Here is a 17,511-nt window from a genome sequence, read left to right as displayed (position 1 = left end):
GTGCAGGGATTCAAACGTTAACTGAAAGCTTTTACGCTTGTACACACGCATAAATGAAACATGAAGCATCTCTGTCTTGTATCATACATTTGTTTCATATAGAATAACTAGTAATACTATCTCACTATATGAAAGGGAACACTGTATGTCAGTAAACGCAGGAATTCCAAACATTCAATTCATTTCTACCATTGTTGCCGTTTGCATGGCTTTGCTTGTAATCGTTGTGCGCATGAAAGCGAGTAAAAAACCGACTTCACTGACAAAGATTCTGATGCCGCCCATCGGTATGAGTACCGGGTTTTTCATGTTTCTTGCACCTGAAACGCGCCTTCCATGGCTGTATGTTTTCATTGCGGTCGTCGTCGGGGGCATTTTTTCGCTTCCGTTAATTGCAACATCCAAATTTGAATATCTGAACGGCAATATATATCTGAAACGTTCAAAAGGCTTTCCTTTGATCCTTTTGTTTTTGCTTGCTTTGCGCATTGGACTGCACAATTATGTTGAACAGTATATTTCATTGCCGCAAACAGGCGGGGCATTTTTTATTCTTGCATTTGCGATGATTGTTCCTTGGCGGTATGTGATGTATGTACGCTATCGGGCGTTGCTTCAGCAAGTTCCCAAAACCATGTTGTAACAGGTTGCTGTAACAACTTGTGGCAAACAATTCCTTTTTGAAAACAGTATACAGGTGAAAATCAGGAAGTTGCAACAAAAGCATTTTGGTTGCAGCTTCCTTTTTTGTGCCCAAAATTTATTTCCCAAACCAAAATTACGTGAAATTTGATTCCAGTGAATTGCCTGTGCTTCCACAAACGTGTATGGAAACCAATGATTGAGGGTTTTAATGGGCAATTCCATATGGTAAGGTAGGTTCATGCCGAATCTGGGCGAACATGGTTCGCTTGGTACGGGGGATGTAAGATCTGTCGCTATTCAGAGAGAAATACGAAACGAAACTCAATGAAGCGGCTTTGGGGTGAATCGCAAACATTCGCGTAGGGTGGTCCATCATCCGAACCCGACAACTAACCTCGAAGGTAAAAGGGAGCGTGTAAAAATGAAAAAGTTGATTGCAAGTGTTGCGTGTTTGGGAATGATCGGAATGAGTTTGGGAACCTCACTTCCAGCCTTTGCTGCCACGAATGGGACAGCCATGAGTCAAGGACAAGCTTTCCGTTTGCCGCCTGGCGTATCGTTGGACTCTTCGATTCGACCGGTTGCCGGAATTCATGCGAGCGAACAGGCAAAAGCAGCGGCAGTTCTGGAAGTAGCCCGCAGCAAGATGGGAACTCCATATATCTGGGGACACAATGAAGATCGCGGTCAATATGGCTTTGATTGTTCAAATTATACTGCATATGTGTATCATCATGCACTTGGCTACCGCATGAGCGGTGCAAGCCGTACGCAAGCGAGAAGCATCGGGACACCGGTAGCGCGCAGTCAAATGAAGGTTGGCGATCTGCTGATTTTCGATCATGGAGCACATGTCGGCATCTATGCGGGTAATAATCAAGTCATCCAAGAAGGCGGCGGCCTGAAGAAAGTCGGTTATTTGTCAATCGCTCCCGGCCGTTACTGGAGCAAACACATTACAGCTGTCAAACGCATGTTCTAATTCAGGCATGAAAGATTCAAGATGCAACAATATCGAAAATGAACGATTCCGAAAAAGCAAAAATGAGCAAAAAAACACAACCAAGCAGCACAAGAAAAGACAAGGGATTTGCTCTTGAGCGCCCCTTGTCTTTTTCATTACTCAAATACGATCGTCTTGTTTTGATGGATGAGAATCCGGTCTTCCAAATGCCAGGAAACCGCCCGGGCCAGAACGGTACGCTCAATCTGGGCGCCAATTCGCTTTAATTCTTCAATGTCATACTGATGTGTGACGCGCTGCACATCTTGTTCAATAATCGGGCCTTCATCCAAATTTTCTGTTACATAATGGGCGGTTGCCCCAATGAGTTTCACACCCCGTTCATATGCCCGCGCATATGGATTGCTGCCGATAAATGCAGGCAAGAAGGAATGGTGTATGTTGATAATTTGGTTCTTGTAAATCTGGTTGAAATTGGACGACAGGATTTGCATATAACGGGCAAGTACTACAAAGTCTACTTGATATTGCTCGAGAATTTTCAGTTGTTGACGTTCTGCCTCCGCTTTCGTATCACGAGTAACGGGAATATGAAAAAATGGGACGCCTAACGATTCGACCGTCTTTTTGGCAATTGGATGATTGCTGATAATTACAGGGATTTCCGCGTATAAATCGCCATTTTGCCACTGCCAAAGCAATTCGCGCAGACAATGTTCTTCTTTTGAGACAAAAATCGCCATACGTTTTCGCTGATTGGCCAACGATAGTTTCCAGTCCATCGCAAATTTCTCGGCGATTGGCTGAAACTGATTGTGTAATGTATTTTTATGTGTATCCAGGTCGGGAATATCAAATTCCACCCGCATAAAAAACAATCCGCTCTCCGGATCCGTGGAGTATTGATTGGAATGGACGATATTCGCTCCTTGTTCATATAAAAATTGAGAAACATGTGCAACAATGCCCGGTTGGTCAGGACACGAAATCAAAAGACGGGCTCGATTCGCTTGATGATTCCCGTGCACGAATGAATATGTCCGGGAATGTGCTCGTTCTTTGGCGGGAACATTTGAAACATGTGTGTGTGTATTTGAAACGATCATCGATTTCCTCCACTTTCTACATACATACAAACATACAGTAAATTATACCATAAAGCAAAACTTGAATCAGTGGAGTTTTACTCCATGAGTTGAACATTCACTGATAAATTTCTACGAATATCAGGAATTCAGACTTCCTAATTGAGGATTTTCGATGTAACATTAAGTATGTGAAATTCGGATATAGAGAAATCCCGAAATGGAGTGAAACCAACGTATGAATCAAACAATGACACGCGCTTGGAATTTTAATGCAGGTCCGTCTGCATTGCCATTGCCGGTTCTGGAAAAAGCGCAAAAAGAACTTGTGAATTTTCGCGAATCCGGCATGTCAGTCATGGAATTAAGCCATCGCAGCGCTCTATATGAAGGCGTACATAATGAAGCGATCGAATTGTTAAAGGAACTGTTGCAAATCCCCGATGGGTATCAAGTGCTATTTTTACAAGGCGGGGCAAGTTTGCAATTTAGCATGATCCCGATGAATTTCTTGCAGGAAGGAATGCGGGCCGGTTATGTGTTAACAGGTTCCTGGTCAGAGAAAGCACTGAAAGAGGCAACCATTTTAAAGCAGGAAACATATGTGGCAGCATCTACAAAAGAAGAAAGTTATCGCAGAATCCCTGGTTTGGATGAGTTGAAGCTGGAACAGGGAAGCGCCTATTTGCATATTACGTCAAATAATACGATTTATGGTTCTGAGTGGGCGGAATATCCCGATACAGGCGAGATCCCATTGATCGCGGATATGTCCAGCGATATTTTGTCACGCCCGGTCGATGTAAGCAAGTTCGGGATGATTTATGCCGGAGCACAGAAGAATCTCGGTCCTTCCGGCGTTACGGTTGTGATTCTCCGATCTGATTTGATCGAGAAAGCGAGAACGGATATTCCTACGATGTTGCGGTACGATATTCATAATAAAAATAACTCCCTTTACAACACACCGCCGACATTCGGTATCTATATGCTGGGCTTGGTACTCAAATGGGTGCAACAATTGGGCGGTGTCCAAGCAGTCGAAGCGCGAAATCAGGAAAAAGCCCAGTTGATTTACAATGCAATTGATGAGAGCAACGGCTTTTATACAGGTCATGTTTCGGATAAAATGAGCCGTTCGCTGATGAATATTACGTTCCGTTTGCCATCGGAAGCATTGGAGAAAGAATTCCTGAGTCAGGCAAAAGCGCAAGGATTTGTGGGATTGAATGGACACCGCTCTGTCGGCGGCTGCCGGGCTTCCGCATATAATGCGGTTCCAGTGGAAGCATGCCAGGCATTGCGGGACTTCATGATCGAGTTCCAACGTGCACATGGATAAATATAAGAAGGTTGCCCTTATACTATCACCTTTAAAAATTTATACTTTCCGATAGTACAAAAAAGCCGAAGTTGAATACTTCGGCTTTTTTAAAAGATTTTTTAAATATAAGCATTTAAACGAATTTTTCTTAGAAAATCTTCTTTGGATGAATCGACGGATGACTTTGTTTCCTCAGGCTGCTTTGGTCCCCCGACAAGCTGTTCAAACAATTCCTTATTTCCTGTCGCTAATGCGTAATCAATCGAAGCTTGTTTTTCGACTTCTTGAATCATCGTTTGAATAACAGTTTCTTCTAGTTCTATATCTTGCGCAGGGACGTAAAATTGCCGATTTTCTTTTGGAACCCGAATCACATAATCGAACACACTATCTGTATCGCGAATTCTGGCAATGACATAGGCATATTGACCGATAGGAAGAGATTGCTCAAAAGAATCATTCATGATAATTACTTTTTTACCAAGTAAATTTCCAGACATATATATCACCAATTTAATTATACAAGGAATTGTGGTTTATGCACATAGCAAATTTGCAGTTGTGCGTTCAAATCAATCCATTTGGGAATAAAATCTTCTCATTTCTCTTTTGCCGGCATGTTTGGTATACTAAGGACGATCATAGATAGGGAGTGAAAAAGCATCATGGAACAGTATTTTGAGAAAATGAAAGAGTATCTAAATATGGAAACTGAGATTTCCTTTGCGGAATTCCGCGATTATTATAACGCTTTTATTGAGCATTTAAAAGGAACCTACGAATCGTTGGATCAGGATCAAAGCATTCAAGCGTTATTTGTCATATATAACTTGGAATCCAATTGTGAGTATCGCGCAAAAAGAAAGGATTCCGAAGCGAAAAAATACAAAAAGATGCAGGCAAGCTTAAATATCTGGAGTGCTGCGATGCGCCTTCGATTAAATAAACAAGGCTTGAGCGAAAAAGAGATTTCGGAGCGTCTGGATGCCGTTATGACTGCAGTTTAAGTATTGGAACCGGGATTGGGATGAAATTGTAATACGAAGAAACGGCAAAAGGTTGATGCACAGCTCCTGACTGGAACGTGCACCAACCTTTTTTTATTGAAAATCCTTGAAAATCCTTATCGTTTTTTGGCTTATTTGTTGAGATGATACGGAACTGTCGTGATGACTACGTCCTTATGCCGCAGTAACCAGGCTCTAAGCAGCAACGCGCTTTGGTTGTGCAAAATATAATGCCACCATTTTCGCGGTATAAATTGCGGCATGATGATATGTACGTGATCCGGTCTTCCTTCATGTGTTTCAATTGTTTTAATAAATCGGGAAAGTGGACTCAAAAGAGAACGATATTCACTTTTTAATGTAACCAAGCGACAAGGAGCATCCCATTCATTCCATTTTTCTTTCATTTTTGCTATGGAGTCGTCATCAAACCCTACATATACGGCAATCACGTCTGTGTCCAAACTCTTGGCAAAAGAGATGGTGTTAAGTACCACTCGATGTACGCCGGATATGAGAACAATGGAAACAACGTGATGTGTTGATGGGCGCATAATCTCTGGTATAATTCGCAATTCTTCCGCCACTTGATCGTAATGCCGGCGTATGGTTACGGAGATTAACACTAAAATCGGCAAGATAATCAATACAATCCATGCGCCATCGATAAATTTCGTTGAAGCCACAATCACGGAGACAACGGCAGTTATAAACGCCCCAATCGCGTTAATCGCCAGTTTTACCTGCCACAAGTTGCCTCTCACTTTTAACCAGCGCCGAACCAGTCCAATTTGAGCGATCGTAAATGATAAAAATACTCCAATGGAGTACAAGGGAATCAACGCATTTGTCTGTGCGTTAAATGCTTCAATTAATAAGCCGGCCATGCCTGCAAGGACAATCATGCCGTTGGAGTAGCCCAGGCGGTCGCCGCGAATCGTAAATGCCCGCGGCAAAAACCGGTCTGCGGCAACCAATGCGGATAATTGGGGGAAGCCGGTAAATGTCGAATTGGCTGCTAATATCAAAACGATAAAGGTCAGCCAGATAATCACTTGATAAATCATTCCATGACCAAAATATGTACTTAATAATTGGGACTCCATCGTATTATTCGGATCCACGGATATGCCTTTGACGTAAAGGTGATAGGCAAATCCCATCAATGTAAAAGCGGTAATCGAACCAAGGGCAATGTATGTTTTGATTGCACTTCTTTGCTGTGGCTCGCGGAAAATCGGTACCGAATTGGAAATGGTCTCGATTCCCGTTAACGATGAACAAGCCGCACTAAACGCCTTTAAAAGCAATAGTGTTGTCAGTCCATGGGGAAATTGTCCGAATACAGGTGTCGCGTGCTGGACAAATCCATGCTGAATCTCATCTGTAAAACCATAAAAAATGAGAAATATCATTCCAAGCATAAATAATAAGGTAGGCCATGCAAACACTAACGCAGATTCGGCAACGCCGCGCAAATTCATGATTAAAAGTATAAATACGCATAACAGGGACAAAGCTGTTTGATGTGGGGCTACAGCCGGATATGCGGAAGCAATGGCTTCAATTCCGGCAGAAACGGACACGGCAACCGTCAATATATAATCGATGAGCAACGAACTTGAAGCGATCAGGGAAGCCAATGGTTTTTTGAAATTATCTTTCGCAATCGAATACGCCCCGCCGCCGTTCGGATACGCGATAATTCCCATAATATAAGATGTAATAAGAATGATTAACAATAAAATGGTGGCGAGAGTGATCGGTATGATCAGCCATTTGGCATTTGCCCCAAGGCTTATAAGTTCTGTAATACCAGATTCGGGCCCGTAAGCAACGGATGAGTATAAGTCCGCCGATAAAATAGGAAGAGCAATCAGCCAAAAAAGTTTGTTATGACTCGCATGCAATTCTTTTGTGCGCATCGGGCGGCCGATGATGACCCGTTTCAGGCTGCTGAAATTTAAGATGGCATAGAAAATTGCAAGCACTGTCAATACGACAAGAACAGGATGAAGCCAAGTGAATTGCTGGTTCATAATGATCCTCCAAACAAGCAGTGATTTCAACATTCCTTAGAAACATGAAAGAAAAATAACTTCTTGATCAAATCAAGAAGCGTATGTAAAAAAGATATACCGAGAAAGAAAAATAAAAACATGTTTATTGCAAATGGTAAGGAACAGTTGCGATTACGACATCTTTTCGCGAAAGCAACAAGGACCGAATCCGAAATGCGGATTGATTGTGCAAAAACTGCTGCCACCATTTACGGGTTACAAATTGCGGCAAAAGCACCATCACCGTTTCCCGGTTGGCAACTCTTGAATCAACACGCTCAATAAACTCAACCAGCGGTTTTGTTATCGTTCGGTACCGGGATTTGAAAATGACAAGTCTGACACCAGGATTCCATTGTTCCCATTTCTCTTCCATTCTTCTTGCATCTTCTTCGGAAAACGCGACGTAAAATGCGACGACATTTGGCGAAAGGGTTTTGGCGTATGCGATCGTCGAAGCCACAACCCGATGGATCCCCGCTACAGGAACAATAATAACCGTTCCTTTTTGCGGCAATGGATCCTGCAAGTCGATTCGCAACTGTTTTGCCACTTCATCATAATGTCTATGAATTTTTGTAATGAATAGCAGGAACACCGGTATAAGGCAAACGACGATCCAGGCCCCTTCGAGAAATTTGGTGATGCAAAAAATAGCTAATACGAAACATGTAACGATGGCGCCCAGACCATTAATGAAGATTTTTCCGGTCCATCCTTTCTGGCGTTCTTTCAGCCATTTGCGCACAAGGCCGGTTTGTGCCATGGTAAAGGACAAGAACACGCCGATCGCATAGAGCGGGATCAATTGATCCGTTTTTCCGTTAAAAATAATCAATAAAATACTCGATAAGATACCGAGTGTGATGATCCCATAATGGAAGGAAAGACGATCGCCGCGGTTCGCAAACATGCGCGGAAAATTTTTATCTTGCGCCATAATGGATGTTAAAATCGGAAAACCGTTGAAACTTGTGTTGGCTGCCAATGTAAGAACCAATGTAGTAGCAATCTGTGTGGCAAAATAAAAAGCACCGCGTCCATACGCTTGCTCTGTCACCATCGAAAGCACGGATGTATGCCCGGTCGGATCCGGTGCAACGCGATATGCCAGAGACAGAATCGTAATGCCGCCAAAAATAATGGCAAGCAATATCCCTAATGTGGCTAACGTCATTTTCGCGTTGCGCTGAGAAGGTGTGCGAAAATGCGGAACCGCATCGGATATTGCTTCAATCCCTGTTACTGCCGAACATCCGGATGAAAATGCTTTTAAAAGAACAAATAATGATAGACCTGCAGGTATAGCCGTTGGAACATGTACGGGATGAATGCTTTGCGCCCCATGAAGTACCAAATCATAGAAACCTTTCGCGATGATCAGCAGCATACATCCAATGAAAAAGTAAGTTGGAAACGCGAATATCGTGCCCGATTCGGATGTTCCCCGCAGATTCAGCCAGACCATAATCCAGACAAGCGCCAGTGCAATTGGGACAATATAGGGTACAGTAAATGGAAATGCGGATGTGATCGCTTGCACTCCGGCAGAAACGGATACTGCAACGGTAAGCGTGTAATCGATCAACAACGATACACCGGTCAATCTCCCGGCTATTTCACCCAAGTTGTCTTTTGTCACCATATACGCTCCGCCGCCTTGCGGATATGCTTGGATGACCTGCCGATAACTAATGACCAAGATTGCTATAAGCAATAAAATGACAAGCGCTACGGGCAAAGCGAAGTTAAATGCTACTGCACCAACGGTTGCAAGCTCGATTAGTATCTGTTCTGTCCCGTATGCAACAGAGGAGATTGCATCCGAGGAAAGAATTGGCAGTGCCTTCCATATGGGCATTTTTTCTGCTTCCATTTCACTTGACTTTAAGGGCCTGCCAAGTAAAATTCTTTTCAATGTATCTGCAGCCATTAAGATTGAATCCTCCTAAAATCATACAATTCAAGCATTCCATATCCCCTTTGCATGAATGGTCGTTCGATCAATGTATACATATTACGCTATCAGCAGTGTTCGATGCACGCGACAGTTATCGATATTCGGGGCGAATATGTTTCTAAATAAGGGGAATATAGATTATTTTGTTACAATACTGTAATTTTCTCCACTTTTCAAGGGAATTCACAGGTATTTAATGATATATATAAATTTAAGATTTTGCTTAGGAATTTATTTTTAAAAAAAGCAGTTTATGTAAAAACATTTGGATGGAAGAAACCTGATCATCGAAAAAGATAATCAGGTTTCTTATTCATACGATATGTTTTTAACTATATTTTAATTATTTATAACGCGTCCACTTCCGGTCTTCATTGGTTGTATCCGGAAACCGATCCCCTTTATGCAGTTTCATTTTTTTGGGATTGGACACGCCAGTTACTTCTGCCCGTTCGCCAATTTCAATGTAAACACCGTTATTTGGAACTTTATCTCCTGGTCCAAATTGATTTCTTTGACCCATTTGCAGAACACCCCATTCCATCATGAGTTAATTCTAGTATGGACATAAGGGAGCACCCCCATGTATAACAGATTCCTCCATTTTTCTGAAAAAATCATACAACATCTTGTATTTTTTGGCTTCGCAACAGAGATTTCTATGAATCCTGATTCGAGCATGATATGATAGCAAATGATAGAGAAAATTGTTAGATAGAGTCGAAAACTCGTTTTATCGGAAAATGGCAGACTTCGTGGAGGATCTATCGCTCAAACGCTTGCCAAACTACGAAAATCAGGAATTTAGACTAAACTGCCACCAAGGAGATCGTATGCGACAAATTGTCAAAAAAGGCCGAAACAATCAATCAAGCCGAAGATGGACTGTGTGGATTGTTGTTTTTTCCATTTTTCTATATGGTATGATTTCTACCAGTTTATTGGTATTATATGGACCCTTTGAGAATATTCGAAGAACTGTGATCGGAGCCATTCTTACCAGTCGGCATCCCTGGTTGATCGAGCCGTTTTATTCAAAAGCGGCTCTTGCGAAATATCAGCCGGTTTCTTTCAACAAAATGGAAAAAGGAAATTTGCAGACGAAAAGCTTTGCAAATGTTCATGATTCGAAAATTGACGTGATACCGATTCATAGCGCCCGTTATTCCGGTCAGCTATTGATCATTCATGATCCCAAAAGGATTCATGTAGCAGTAACAAAGCAATTAGGCATTGTGGGGGAAACGGTCAGCCAAATGGCGCAAGATCATCAAGCAATCGCCGCCATCAACGCTGGCGGATTCTACGACGGATCCGGCAAAGGGACGGGCGGTATGCCGATGGGTCTGACGTTATCAGATGGAAAGTATGTTGCTGGCGATACGGATACACATGCAGCACAGCCAATGATTGCCCTGACAAATCAAGGGGAATTAAAAATCGGACAGTATACATTAAACCAGTTGAAAGAAATGCATGTCACAGACGCTGTTTCTTTTGGACCTCAGTTGGTTCAAAACGGCAAACCGTATTTGTCTGGCAAAGACGGATCTTGGGGGTTGGCGCCACGTTCCGCGATTGGGCAGAGGAAAGATGGCAGTATTCTCCTGCTTGCTCTCTCCGGGCGCGGGGATGGAGGGATCGGTGCAAGCCTGTTGGATCTGGAAAAAGTCATGCTGGATAACGGTGCCTGGACTGCCGCCAATCTGGACGGCGGCTACAGTTCTGAACTGTATTATAATAAAAAACTGCTTGTGCCGCCTTCCAACCCTTTAGGGGAACGATATGTAGCCACATCATTTATTGTAACGGGCAACAACCAGTGATCGATTTTGAGGTGAAGATTGTTTGAAATGGAAAAAATGGCTGGGGATTTTTTGTTGTATTTTAGTTTTGCAGTTTGGAAGTTTGGTGTATTTGAATTTCTATCTAAACCAACCTGCGCTGCCTGTCGCAGCAACAGCTGACGCAAAGCAGAAAGACAGTGCGGCTTCGGAAGTTTCCGTACCGGATCAAGCTGTTGATCCTTTGATCAGCCCAGATCGGCAGCATATTGCATATAGTACGGATCAGCATCAATTGTTGGTAGATGGGCTAAATGGCACGGTATTTCACACAACAGTCGGCCGAATTGTTTTCAAAAAATGGCTGGATGATTCCACACTCTTGTATTTCGATCAAAGAGGGAACCTTGCTTGCTACATTCTGCAATTGCAAGGCAGCAAATCCGTTTTGGTCGATACATGGCCGACGACGAAATGGATCGTGGCAGATGCTTTCTTCTCCCCCTATATCGAGTTGTTGTATATCGAGCTGACCGATTCACAAGGGTATGCCCACATATACCGGTATGATGCTGTAGTGGGTACAACAGAACTGCCATTTGGTTCGATTCGCGTGGACCACGTCGAATATGATCCGGTCACAGATACGATGAAAGTATTTGATGCGCTTGGACGGGTTTGGACGTATAAAAACAATCGAATTACACGTCCGGATGGCTCGACTTTGGATGTTCATATCAACCAGGCACCGCCTTCGCAGCATGATGTGCCGAAAGCGAACAAGAATACGTCAAAAAAATCCAATTCGACCGGATTTGAGATAAAAAGCGTGAATGGAAAATAAGCGGCAACAATATCAAGCGACAATATCACTTTCCAGTAAAGGATCCTGCGGGGTCCTTTTTTCATCCATGTAGAAAGGGAGGGAAGGCAGGTTTTCTTTCGATCGTTCGTTTATAATAGAGATTGCATACAAAAAATCAAGAAACAGGCATTTCTAATACATGCAAGGAGGTTATCGGATGGCGAGGGATTTCCAAGGAACATTGCAATCCTTTCAACAATATTTGCGCAAAATGCAAGATATTTCGGATGCAAGCTCTGTCCTCTATTGGGACGCACGGACGGGTATGCCGAAAAAAGGTGTGGACCGCCGTTCACAAGTGATCGCAACATTATCTGCAGAGGCGTTTCGAATGTCAATTTCCGATGAAATGGGGAACTACATCGCCTACTTTCTGGAGCCGGAAAACAATGAAAAGCTGGATGACATCATGCGCGCGGTTTTGGCAGAATGCAAAAAAGAGTACGATCGAAGCCGGAAAATTCCGGCAGATACGTTTGAGGAATATGTCCGATTGACGGCAAAAGCGGAATCTGTGTGGGAAGACGCGAAAGACACAGCCGACTTTTCCATGTTCCGTCCGTATCTGGAACAAATCGTTCAAATGAATGCAGAGTTTATCGAATATTGGGGGTATACAGGGAATAAGTACGATACATTGCTTGAATACTACGAACCAGGCATGACGGTTGAGAAGTTGGACCGGATCTTCGGAGATCTGCGGAAAGAATTGGTTTCGTTGTTGCAGCGTGTGAAAGAATCTCCCCATAAGCCGCGAACGAAAATTTTTGAACAATATTTCGATCCGGCCAAGCAGCGGGAATTCAGCATCTATATTTTAAAGAAAATGGGCTATGATTTTCACGCCGGACGAATCGATGAAACGGTGCATCCGTTTGAAATCTCGTTTGGACCGGGAGATGTCCGAATCACGACAAAATATCTTCCAAATGATTTTCGGAGTGCATTATTTAGCTCCATGCATGAAGGTGGGCATGCGCTCTACGAACAGAATATATCCGAGCGGTTGATTGGAACGATTCTCTGCAGCGGCACGTCCATGGGAATTCATGAATCCCAATCCCGTTTCTGGGAAAATATTGTAGGGCGCAGCAAGACGTTTTGGTCCCATTTTTTAAAAGCTGCAATCGAGCATTTCCCCGAACAATTCCGCGGTGTCACGCTGGAGGAGTTTTATCGGGGCATCAATGAGGCAAGGGAGTCTTTGATCCGGATTGAAGCAGATGAGCTTACCTATAATTTACATATTATGATTCGTTATGAAATTGAAAAAGCTTTGTTTAATGGCGACTTGCAGGTGAAAGATCTTCCTCTGGCATGGGCTGAAAAAATGCGGGAATATCTTGGGGTCGAACCGCAACATGATGGAGAAGGCTGCTTGCAGGATGTCCATTGGTCAGGCGGAAGTTTTGGATATTTTCCTTCCTATGCTCTCGGCAATATTTACTCTGCGCAGTTTTTGCATGCGATGAAAAAGGAAATGCCGGCATATGATTCCTATGTAGCCGATGGCCGGCTCATACCGATTAAAGATTGGCTGGCCGGCAATATTTATCAATACGGAAAAATGCAAACACCTGAAGAGATTTTGCGCAGAGTGGCTGGGGAAGAAGTAAACGGGAAATACCTGGTTGACTATTTGACAGCGAAATATACAGACGTGTACCAACTCTGATGTGCAGGATCCCCCTTGTACGGGATGTGATTCCGGACATAAAAATACAGAATAGCGAAAAACGGGAAAAGCGGTATAGAAAAGGAGCAGACATGACATCTGCTCCTTCCTTGCTTCGATCAATCTTAGCTTTCCACTGTATATGGCATTAAAGCAACGATACGCGCATTTTTGATGGCACGAGTCAATTCACGTTGATGAACGGCACAAGATCCGGTAATCCGGCGCGGTAAAATTTTACCCCGTTCAGAAACATAACGGCTTAAACGATGTGTATCTTTGTAGTCGATAAATTTCACTTTATCAACACAGAAGTTACAGACTTTGCGGCGCTTGCCCCGCTTTTTCTTATTAAAACCACCGGAACGTGGTTCACGCTGTTCACGTTGTTCGCGTTGTTGTTCACTCATGATCAAGATCCTCCTTTTTCGAATCGATATTTGTTACGCTGCCGGGCGAACGGTTGTCAGATAACGGATGATGCGTTCTTCGATTTTTAAATTGCGTTCCAATTCTGCCGGTGTTTGAGCAGCAGCGGTATAATGGAATACAAGATAAAACCCTTCCCGGTTATGGCCGATTTCGTAAGCCAAACGGCGTTTTCCCAGACGCTCTGTCTTCTCAACAGTGCCGCCGGTTTTCACAATTACCTGTTCGAACTTCTCGATAAGAGAATCGCGGAGTTCTTCTTCAATGTCTGTTTTAAATACAATCATTGTTTCGTATGCTTTCATTCTTCCAACCTCCTTGTGGACATTTGGCCCCGAAAATGGAGCAAGGGGTAACACGAAAAATAATTATACAGGATTGCTGAATAAAATACAAGCATGTGCAAGAGAATGATATGTAAGGGGGGAATATTTAGGTTGCGGTTAACTATTAGGAGAAACAGTTAAGAGCGACCGGTGATTTTTCCATCCTGATTTTGACTAGATTAAAAGCATATGGTATAATTCGTAACATAAACGTTTTAATCGTTTCAACCATAATTCATCATGCAACCTTTTTGAGTGAATGGCAGCAGTACTTTGGAAAGTTCGCAATTGGTTTCGAATGTTTTCTTAATGTACCGCTTGCATTTATGGTTCAGGAAGTAAGGCATGTTAGTATGGTTAACACTATTTGCTTTTGAAAAGCAATGCAGGAGGTTTATTGTAAATGCAAGAAGGTACAGTTAAATGGTTCAATGCTGAAAAAGGTTATGGCTTTATCCAAGTTGAAGGCGGCGACGATGTATTCGTACATTTCAGCGCAATTCAATCCGATGGCTTCAAAACACTCGAAGAAGGACAACGTGTAAGCTTTGAAATCGTTCAAGGAAATCGTGGTCCTCAAGCTGCTAACGTTGTTAAATTATAATCGATTACCGGTTCTGATCGACTTACCAATTTAACATAATTCCTTTCGTTAAAGGATGAGAGCTCCCGTTATGCTTACTCGTATCGGGAGCCTTTTTCTTTCCATACATTCCACACTTGCAATTCAATCCATCGACTGATATTCGGATGAGGCAGCAACGCTTTGCCCGTATATTTGTAAAATAGCCCTTGCAGCTTTCTTGGTATCAGTGTTTTTGTAAAATGTCCCTCACTGAGAAAGTACGGAATGACAATGGGAATCTTTTGATTCGCCGCTTGTTCGACTACAGATCGAATCGTTTCCGGATAAAACGTTCCGTAATGAACAAAATGAACGCTGTGTGGATCGAATGCAGACAATGCTTCCTGAATGGATGTTTGCAAATGTTCCATCAACTGCTGATAACGTGGAGCGGCAGATTCTTCATTGACCCCATGTGCAACAAGTACGATTTCATCCGTTTTCGGATGATACAGTTCCTTGATTCGCTCAAGCAAGATATCCACGATCAATGGATGGTCATCCAAAGGTTCACAAAAATGAATAACTGCATGATGAATAATCGTTGTCACGTCTGTTTCAAATGATGGTTTGCCGCCGATGCCTAGCATATAGCGTATTTCTTCAATATGTGTTGTGTAACTGGATATGAATAATGGAACGACGATGATCTGATGAAGCTCTCTTTTTTCCATTCGCGCTACCGTAGCGGGAATGGATGTCTCCGCATCTCCTCCCAGAAATGCCAGTTCGATCGGCACAGAAATACGGACTTGTCGCACGATTTCGCGAATCATTTCACACCAGGCATGATCGGGTGATCCATGTGCGATTACTAACACGCCGAACTTCTGATTGAGCAACGGAAAAGCTCCCTTCTCAGCAAATTGATTTGAGTTTTGACTGCTTTTTGAACATCCTCTAAATAGTATAGTAGGAAAACAGTTCGTGGTACAATAAATAATACCATATGAGGAAGGGGATGCTGCGAATTGAAAGCGATTTTAATACGTGAACCCGGAGGAACAGACCAACTGTATATTGGTGAAGTGCCGGATCTTGCAGCAAAAGCAGACCAACTGCTCATCAAGGTGCATGCAACGGCGCTAAACCGGGCAGATCTTTTGCAAAGACGCGGTTTGTACCCGCCGCCAAAGGGCGAATCGGAAATTATGGGCCTGGAAATGGCTGGTGAAGTGGTGGCTGTCGGAGGACAATGCACAGGTTTTTCGTTGGGAGATCGTGTATGCGGATTGTTGCCGGGCGGCGGATATGCGGAATATGTAACACTTCCTTATCAGATGGCAATGAAAATTCCCGAGCGCCTCTCTTATGAACAAGCGGCTGCCATCCCGGAAGTTTTTTTAACCGCATATCTGAACTTGTTTCAATTGGGCGAGCTAACGACCGGGGAAACGGTTGTCATTCACGCGGGTGCCAGCGGTGTGGGAACGGCAGCCATTCAACTGGTGCGGGAAGCGGGTGCAACATCGATCGTAACTGCGAGCACGAACGAGAAGCTGGAAATGTGCAAGTCTCTCGGGGCTGGCAGTGTTCTTTCATATCTTGATGGCCCGTTTGCTCCAAAAGTTTTGGACATAACGAAAGGCAAAGGCGCAAACATCATTCTTGATTTTATCGGAGCTCCTTATTGGGAACAAAACATCCAGTGTCTCGGATATGACGGGAGGCTTTTGATTATTGGAACGATGGGCGGAGCAAACGTACAGAATGTCAATTTGGGAGAGCTTTTGCGCAAACGGGTGAAAGTGATCGGTACGGCCTTGCGTTCCCGTTCGGTCGATAGCAAGATCGATTTAACTCAGAAATTTATGCTATTTGCGTGGGAGAGATTTGGTGACGGCAGGCTCGTTCCGGTGGTCGATCGGGTCTTTTCCTTCGCAGATGTGGCGGAAGCTCATCGATATATGGAGGAAAACAAGAATATCGGCAAGATTGTATTGCGCTTGTAACGTTTGAGAATAGAGTGTAAGGAATGATATTCATATGAAATTTTTCTTTGATATGTATGCTTCTCCGATCGGGGAGATCCACGTGATATTGGATGAACGGGGAATACGGAAAATTTCCATGACAGAAGCCGAATGGCAGCAAGATCAACAGGAGTTAAGCCAATTCGGTTCCCTTTCCCATGCGCCCGGCAACTGTAAAAAAGCGATGGAGCAACTCGATGAGTACTTTAAAGGGAAGCGAAAACAGTTTGACCTTCCTTTATCCATTGTTGGTACGGAGTTTCGCAAAAAAGTCTGGCAACAACTATTGGATATCCCCTATGGAATTGTGAAAAGTTATAGTGATGTGGCAATTGCTGTGGGGAATCCAAAAGCGGTGCGAGCGATTGGACAAGCCAATCGGGCCAATCCCATTCCGATTGTGATTCCTTGTCATCGCGTCATTGGCAAGCAAGGAGCGCTTGTCGGTTATGCGGGAAATCGTACAGATGTAAAAGCGTTTTTATTGCAACTGGAAGGCGCCATTTGAAACGACAACAATTTTAAAGCAAACAAATCGAAAGGGAACTGCAAAGGAAAATAAAAACCTTGTGCGCATATGTATGCACAAGGTTTTCCTTTCAGTGACCCGTTCTTAGTTTCCATCATGCGTACGTGCAATCTGTTTCCAAGGTATCGCAACAAACTGAGCGTTATCCATTTGCAGGTCGGTTCTGGCAACGACCTTCTCCGATTGATAACTGTTCTTTAACTGATTTTTTAATGTCAGATAGGAATTGTGGTTTTCAGTGTGTTTGTTGGACATTCGGA

General features: G+C 43.3%; 19 protein-coding genes and 1 riboswitch. Of the genes, 10 read left to right on the top strand and 9 right to left on the bottom strand.

The window, feature by feature from the left end:
- Nucleotides 1–145 precede the first annotated feature (145 nt).
- The gene (locus LSG31_RS22905) at nucleotides 146–643 is read left to right on the top strand and encodes a CcdC family protein (RefSeq protein WP_347437347.1); all 498 of its coding nucleotides are present in this window, start codon (nucleotides 146–148) and stop codon (nucleotides 641–643) included.
- Nucleotides 644–874: 231 nt separating this feature from the next.
- Nucleotides 875–1,064, top strand: a riboswitch (cyclic di-AMP (ydaO/yuaA leader).
- Nucleotides 1,065–1,066: 2 nt separating this feature from the next.
- Entirely contained in the window at nucleotides 1,067–1,627 is a 561-nt protein-coding gene (locus tag LSG31_RS22900; protein ID WP_347437346.1) for a C40 family peptidase, read from the top strand.
- 137 nt (nucleotides 1,628–1,764) lie between these two features.
- Here LSG31_RS22900 and purU read toward each other — a convergent pair whose 3' ends face one another.
- Entirely contained in the window at nucleotides 1,765–2,715 is a 951-nt protein-coding gene (gene purU / locus LSG31_RS22895) for a formyltetrahydrofolate deformylase (RefSeq protein ID WP_347437345.1), read from the bottom strand.
- A gap of 217 nt (nucleotides 2,716–2,932) precedes the next feature.
- Between purU and serC the strand changes: the two genes are divergently transcribed.
- The gene (gene serC, locus LSG31_RS22890) at nucleotides 2,933–4,036 is read left to right on the top strand and encodes a 3-phosphoserine/phosphohydroxythreonine transaminase (protein WP_347437344.1); all 1,104 of its coding nucleotides are present in this window, start codon (nucleotides 2,933–2,935) and stop codon (nucleotides 4,034–4,036) included.
- 101 nt (nucleotides 4,037–4,137) lie between these two features.
- Here the strand turns inward: serC and LSG31_RS22885 are convergent, their stop codons facing one another.
- Nucleotides 4,138–4,518: an ATPase gene (locus LSG31_RS22885; RefSeq protein WP_347437343.1), complete on the bottom strand. Its 381-nt coding sequence runs from the start codon at nucleotides 4,516–4,518 to the stop codon at nucleotides 4,138–4,140.
- A 165-nt stretch (nucleotides 4,519–4,683) separates the two neighbouring features.
- Here LSG31_RS22885 and LSG31_RS22880 point away from each other — a divergent pair, with 165 nt between their 5' ends.
- Nucleotides 4,684–5,025, top strand: coding sequence for a hypothetical protein (locus LSG31_RS22880; RefSeq protein WP_347437342.1), 342 nt, complete (start codon nucleotides 4,684–4,686; stop codon nucleotides 5,023–5,025).
- Nucleotides 5,026–5,156: 131 nt separating this feature from the next.
- Here the strand turns inward: LSG31_RS22880 and LSG31_RS22875 are convergent, their stop codons facing one another.
- The 3 genes from LSG31_RS22875 to LSG31_RS22865 form a co-directional block, all read right to left on the bottom strand.
- Nucleotides 5,157–7,064 (bottom strand): APC family permease, encoded by a 1,908-nt coding sequence (locus LSG31_RS22875; RefSeq protein WP_347437341.1) that lies wholly within the window; start codon nucleotides 7,062–7,064, stop codon nucleotides 5,157–5,159.
- Nucleotides 7,065–7,188: 124 nt separating this feature from the next.
- Nucleotides 7,189–9,018, bottom strand: a complete 1,830-nt coding sequence (locus LSG31_RS22870; protein ID WP_347437340.1) for an APC family permease — start codon at nucleotides 9,016–9,018, stop codon at nucleotides 7,189–7,191.
- Between the two features lie 370 nt (nucleotides 9,019–9,388).
- The gene (locus tag LSG31_RS22865; protein ID WP_347437339.1) at nucleotides 9,389–9,568 is read right to left on the bottom strand and encodes a YjzC family protein; all 180 of its coding nucleotides are present in this window, start codon (nucleotides 9,566–9,568) and stop codon (nucleotides 9,389–9,391) included.
- A gap of 310 nt (nucleotides 9,569–9,878) precedes the next feature.
- Between LSG31_RS22865 and LSG31_RS22860 the strand changes: the two genes are divergently transcribed.
- From LSG31_RS22860 to LSG31_RS22850, 3 genes are all read left to right on the top strand, one after another.
- Complete coding sequence (locus tag LSG31_RS22860; RefSeq protein ID WP_347437338.1) at nucleotides 9,879–10,871, top strand: phosphodiester glycosidase family protein; 993 nt, start codon at nucleotides 9,879–9,881, stop codon at nucleotides 10,869–10,871.
- Between the two features lie 22 nt (nucleotides 10,872–10,893).
- The gene (locus LSG31_RS22855; RefSeq protein WP_347437337.1) at nucleotides 10,894–11,673 is read left to right on the top strand and encodes a hypothetical protein; all 780 of its coding nucleotides are present in this window, start codon (nucleotides 10,894–10,896) and stop codon (nucleotides 11,671–11,673) included.
- Between the two features lie 178 nt (nucleotides 11,674–11,851).
- Nucleotides 11,852–13,369 carry a carboxypeptidase M32 gene (locus LSG31_RS22850; RefSeq protein ID WP_347437336.1) on the top strand — a complete coding sequence of 506 codons (1,518 nt, stop codon included), beginning with the start codon at nucleotides 11,852–11,854 and terminating at the stop codon, nucleotides 13,367–13,369.
- Nucleotides 13,370–13,494: 125 nt separating this feature from the next.
- On the opposite strand, the gene rpsR is transcribed toward LSG31_RS22850, so the two are convergent.
- Both rpsR and rpsF read right to left on the bottom strand, forming a co-directional pair.
- Nucleotides 13,495–13,779, bottom strand: coding sequence for a 30S ribosomal protein S18 (gene rpsR, locus LSG31_RS22845; RefSeq protein WP_347437335.1), 285 nt, complete (start codon nucleotides 13,777–13,779; stop codon nucleotides 13,495–13,497).
- Between the two features lie 33 nt (nucleotides 13,780–13,812).
- A complete protein-coding gene (rpsF, locus tag LSG31_RS22840) occupies nucleotides 13,813–14,103 on the bottom strand; it encodes a 30S ribosomal protein S6 (protein WP_347437334.1) in 291 nt (96 codons plus the stop codon).
- A gap of 424 nt (nucleotides 14,104–14,527) precedes the next feature.
- Between rpsF and cspD the strand changes: the two genes are divergently transcribed.
- Nucleotides 14,528–14,728, top strand: a complete 201-nt coding sequence (gene cspD / locus LSG31_RS22835; RefSeq protein WP_347437333.1) for a cold-shock protein CspD — start codon at nucleotides 14,528–14,530, stop codon at nucleotides 14,726–14,728.
- A gap of 74 nt (nucleotides 14,729–14,802) precedes the next feature.
- Here the strand turns inward: cspD and LSG31_RS22830 are convergent, their stop codons facing one another.
- A complete protein-coding gene (locus LSG31_RS22830; protein ID WP_347437332.1) occupies nucleotides 14,803–15,591 on the bottom strand; it encodes a sirohydrochlorin chelatase in 789 nt (262 codons plus the stop codon).
- Between the two features lie 129 nt (nucleotides 15,592–15,720).
- On the opposite strand from LSG31_RS22830, the gene LSG31_RS22825 reads away from it, so the two are divergent.
- Both LSG31_RS22825 and LSG31_RS22820 read left to right on the top strand, forming a co-directional pair.
- The gene (locus LSG31_RS22825) at nucleotides 15,721–16,701 is read left to right on the top strand and encodes an NAD(P)H-quinone oxidoreductase (protein ID WP_347437331.1); all 981 of its coding nucleotides are present in this window, start codon (nucleotides 15,721–15,723) and stop codon (nucleotides 16,699–16,701) included.
- 34 nt (nucleotides 16,702–16,735) lie between these two features.
- Nucleotides 16,736–17,230 (top strand): methylated-DNA--[protein]-cysteine S-methyltransferase, encoded by a 495-nt coding sequence (locus LSG31_RS22820; RefSeq protein WP_347437330.1) that lies wholly within the window; start codon nucleotides 16,736–16,738, stop codon nucleotides 17,228–17,230.
- 105 nt (nucleotides 17,231–17,335) lie between these two features.
- Here the strand turns inward: LSG31_RS22820 and LSG31_RS22815 are convergent, their stop codons facing one another.
- Nucleotides 17,336–17,506 (bottom strand): hypothetical protein, encoded by a 171-nt coding sequence (locus LSG31_RS22815; RefSeq protein WP_347437329.1) that lies wholly within the window; start codon nucleotides 17,504–17,506, stop codon nucleotides 17,336–17,338.
- Between the last annotated feature and the right edge of the window lie 5 nt (nucleotides 17,507–17,511).

The organism is Fodinisporobacter ferrooxydans (genome assembly GCF_022818495.1).
Lineage (GTDB): Bacteria > Bacillota > Bacilli > Tumebacillales > MYW30-H2 > Fodinisporobacter > Fodinisporobacter ferrooxydans.
Note: the sequence above shows the minus strand (reverse complement) of the source record. Positions and strands in the feature narration are given on the sequence as shown.

Bases quoted from the DNA above. Each gene is read 5' to 3' on its own strand.
- LSG31_RS22905 (WP_347437347.1), top strand. From the start codon at position 146: ATGTCAGTAAACGCAGGAATTCCAAACATTCAATTCATTTCTACCATT.
- LSG31_RS22900 (WP_347437346.1), top strand. From the start codon at position 1,067: ATGAAAAAGTTGATTGCAAGTGTTGCGTGTTTGGGAATGATCGGAATG.
- purU (WP_347437345.1), bottom strand. From the start codon at position 2,715: ATGATCGTTTCAAATACACACACACATGTTTCAAATGTTCCCGCCAAA.
- serC (WP_347437344.1), top strand. From the start codon at position 2,933: ATGAATCAAACAATGACACGCGCTTGGAATTTTAATGCAGGTCCGTCT.
- LSG31_RS22885 (WP_347437343.1), bottom strand. From the start codon at position 4,518: ATGTCTGGAAATTTACTTGGTAAAAAAGTAATTATCATGAATGATTCT.
- LSG31_RS22880 (WP_347437342.1), top strand. From the start codon at position 4,684: ATGGAACAGTATTTTGAGAAAATGAAAGAGTATCTAAATATGGAAACT.
- LSG31_RS22875 (WP_347437341.1), bottom strand. From the start codon at position 7,064: ATGAACCAGCAATTCACTTGGCTTCATCCTGTTCTTGTCGTATTGACA.
- LSG31_RS22870 (WP_347437340.1), bottom strand. From the start codon at position 9,018: ATGGCTGCAGATACATTGAAAAGAATTTTACTTGGCAGGCCCTTAAAG.
- LSG31_RS22865 (WP_347437339.1), bottom strand. From the start codon at position 9,568: ATGGGTCAAAGAAATCAATTTGGACCAGGAGATAAAGTTCCAAATAAC.
- LSG31_RS22860 (WP_347437338.1), top strand. From the start codon at position 9,879: ATGCGACAAATTGTCAAAAAAGGCCGAAACAATCAATCAAGCCGAAGA.
- LSG31_RS22850 (WP_347437336.1), top strand. From the start codon at position 11,852: ATGGCGAGGGATTTCCAAGGAACATTGCAATCCTTTCAACAATATTTG.
- rpsR (WP_347437335.1), bottom strand. From the start codon at position 13,779: ATGAGTGAACAACAACGCGAACAACGTGAACAGCGTGAACCACGTTCC.
- rpsF (WP_347437334.1), bottom strand. From the start codon at position 14,103: ATGAAAGCATACGAAACAATGATTGTATTTAAAACAGACATTGAAGAA.
- cspD (WP_347437333.1), top strand. From the start codon at position 14,528: ATGCAAGAAGGTACAGTTAAATGGTTCAATGCTGAAAAAGGTTATGGC.
- LSG31_RS22820 (WP_347437330.1), top strand. From the start codon at position 16,736: ATGAAATTTTTCTTTGATATGTATGCTTCTCCGATCGGGGAGATCCAC.
- LSG31_RS22815 (WP_347437329.1), bottom strand. From the start codon at position 17,506: ATGTCCAACAAACACACTGAAAACCACAATTCCTATCTGACATTAAAA.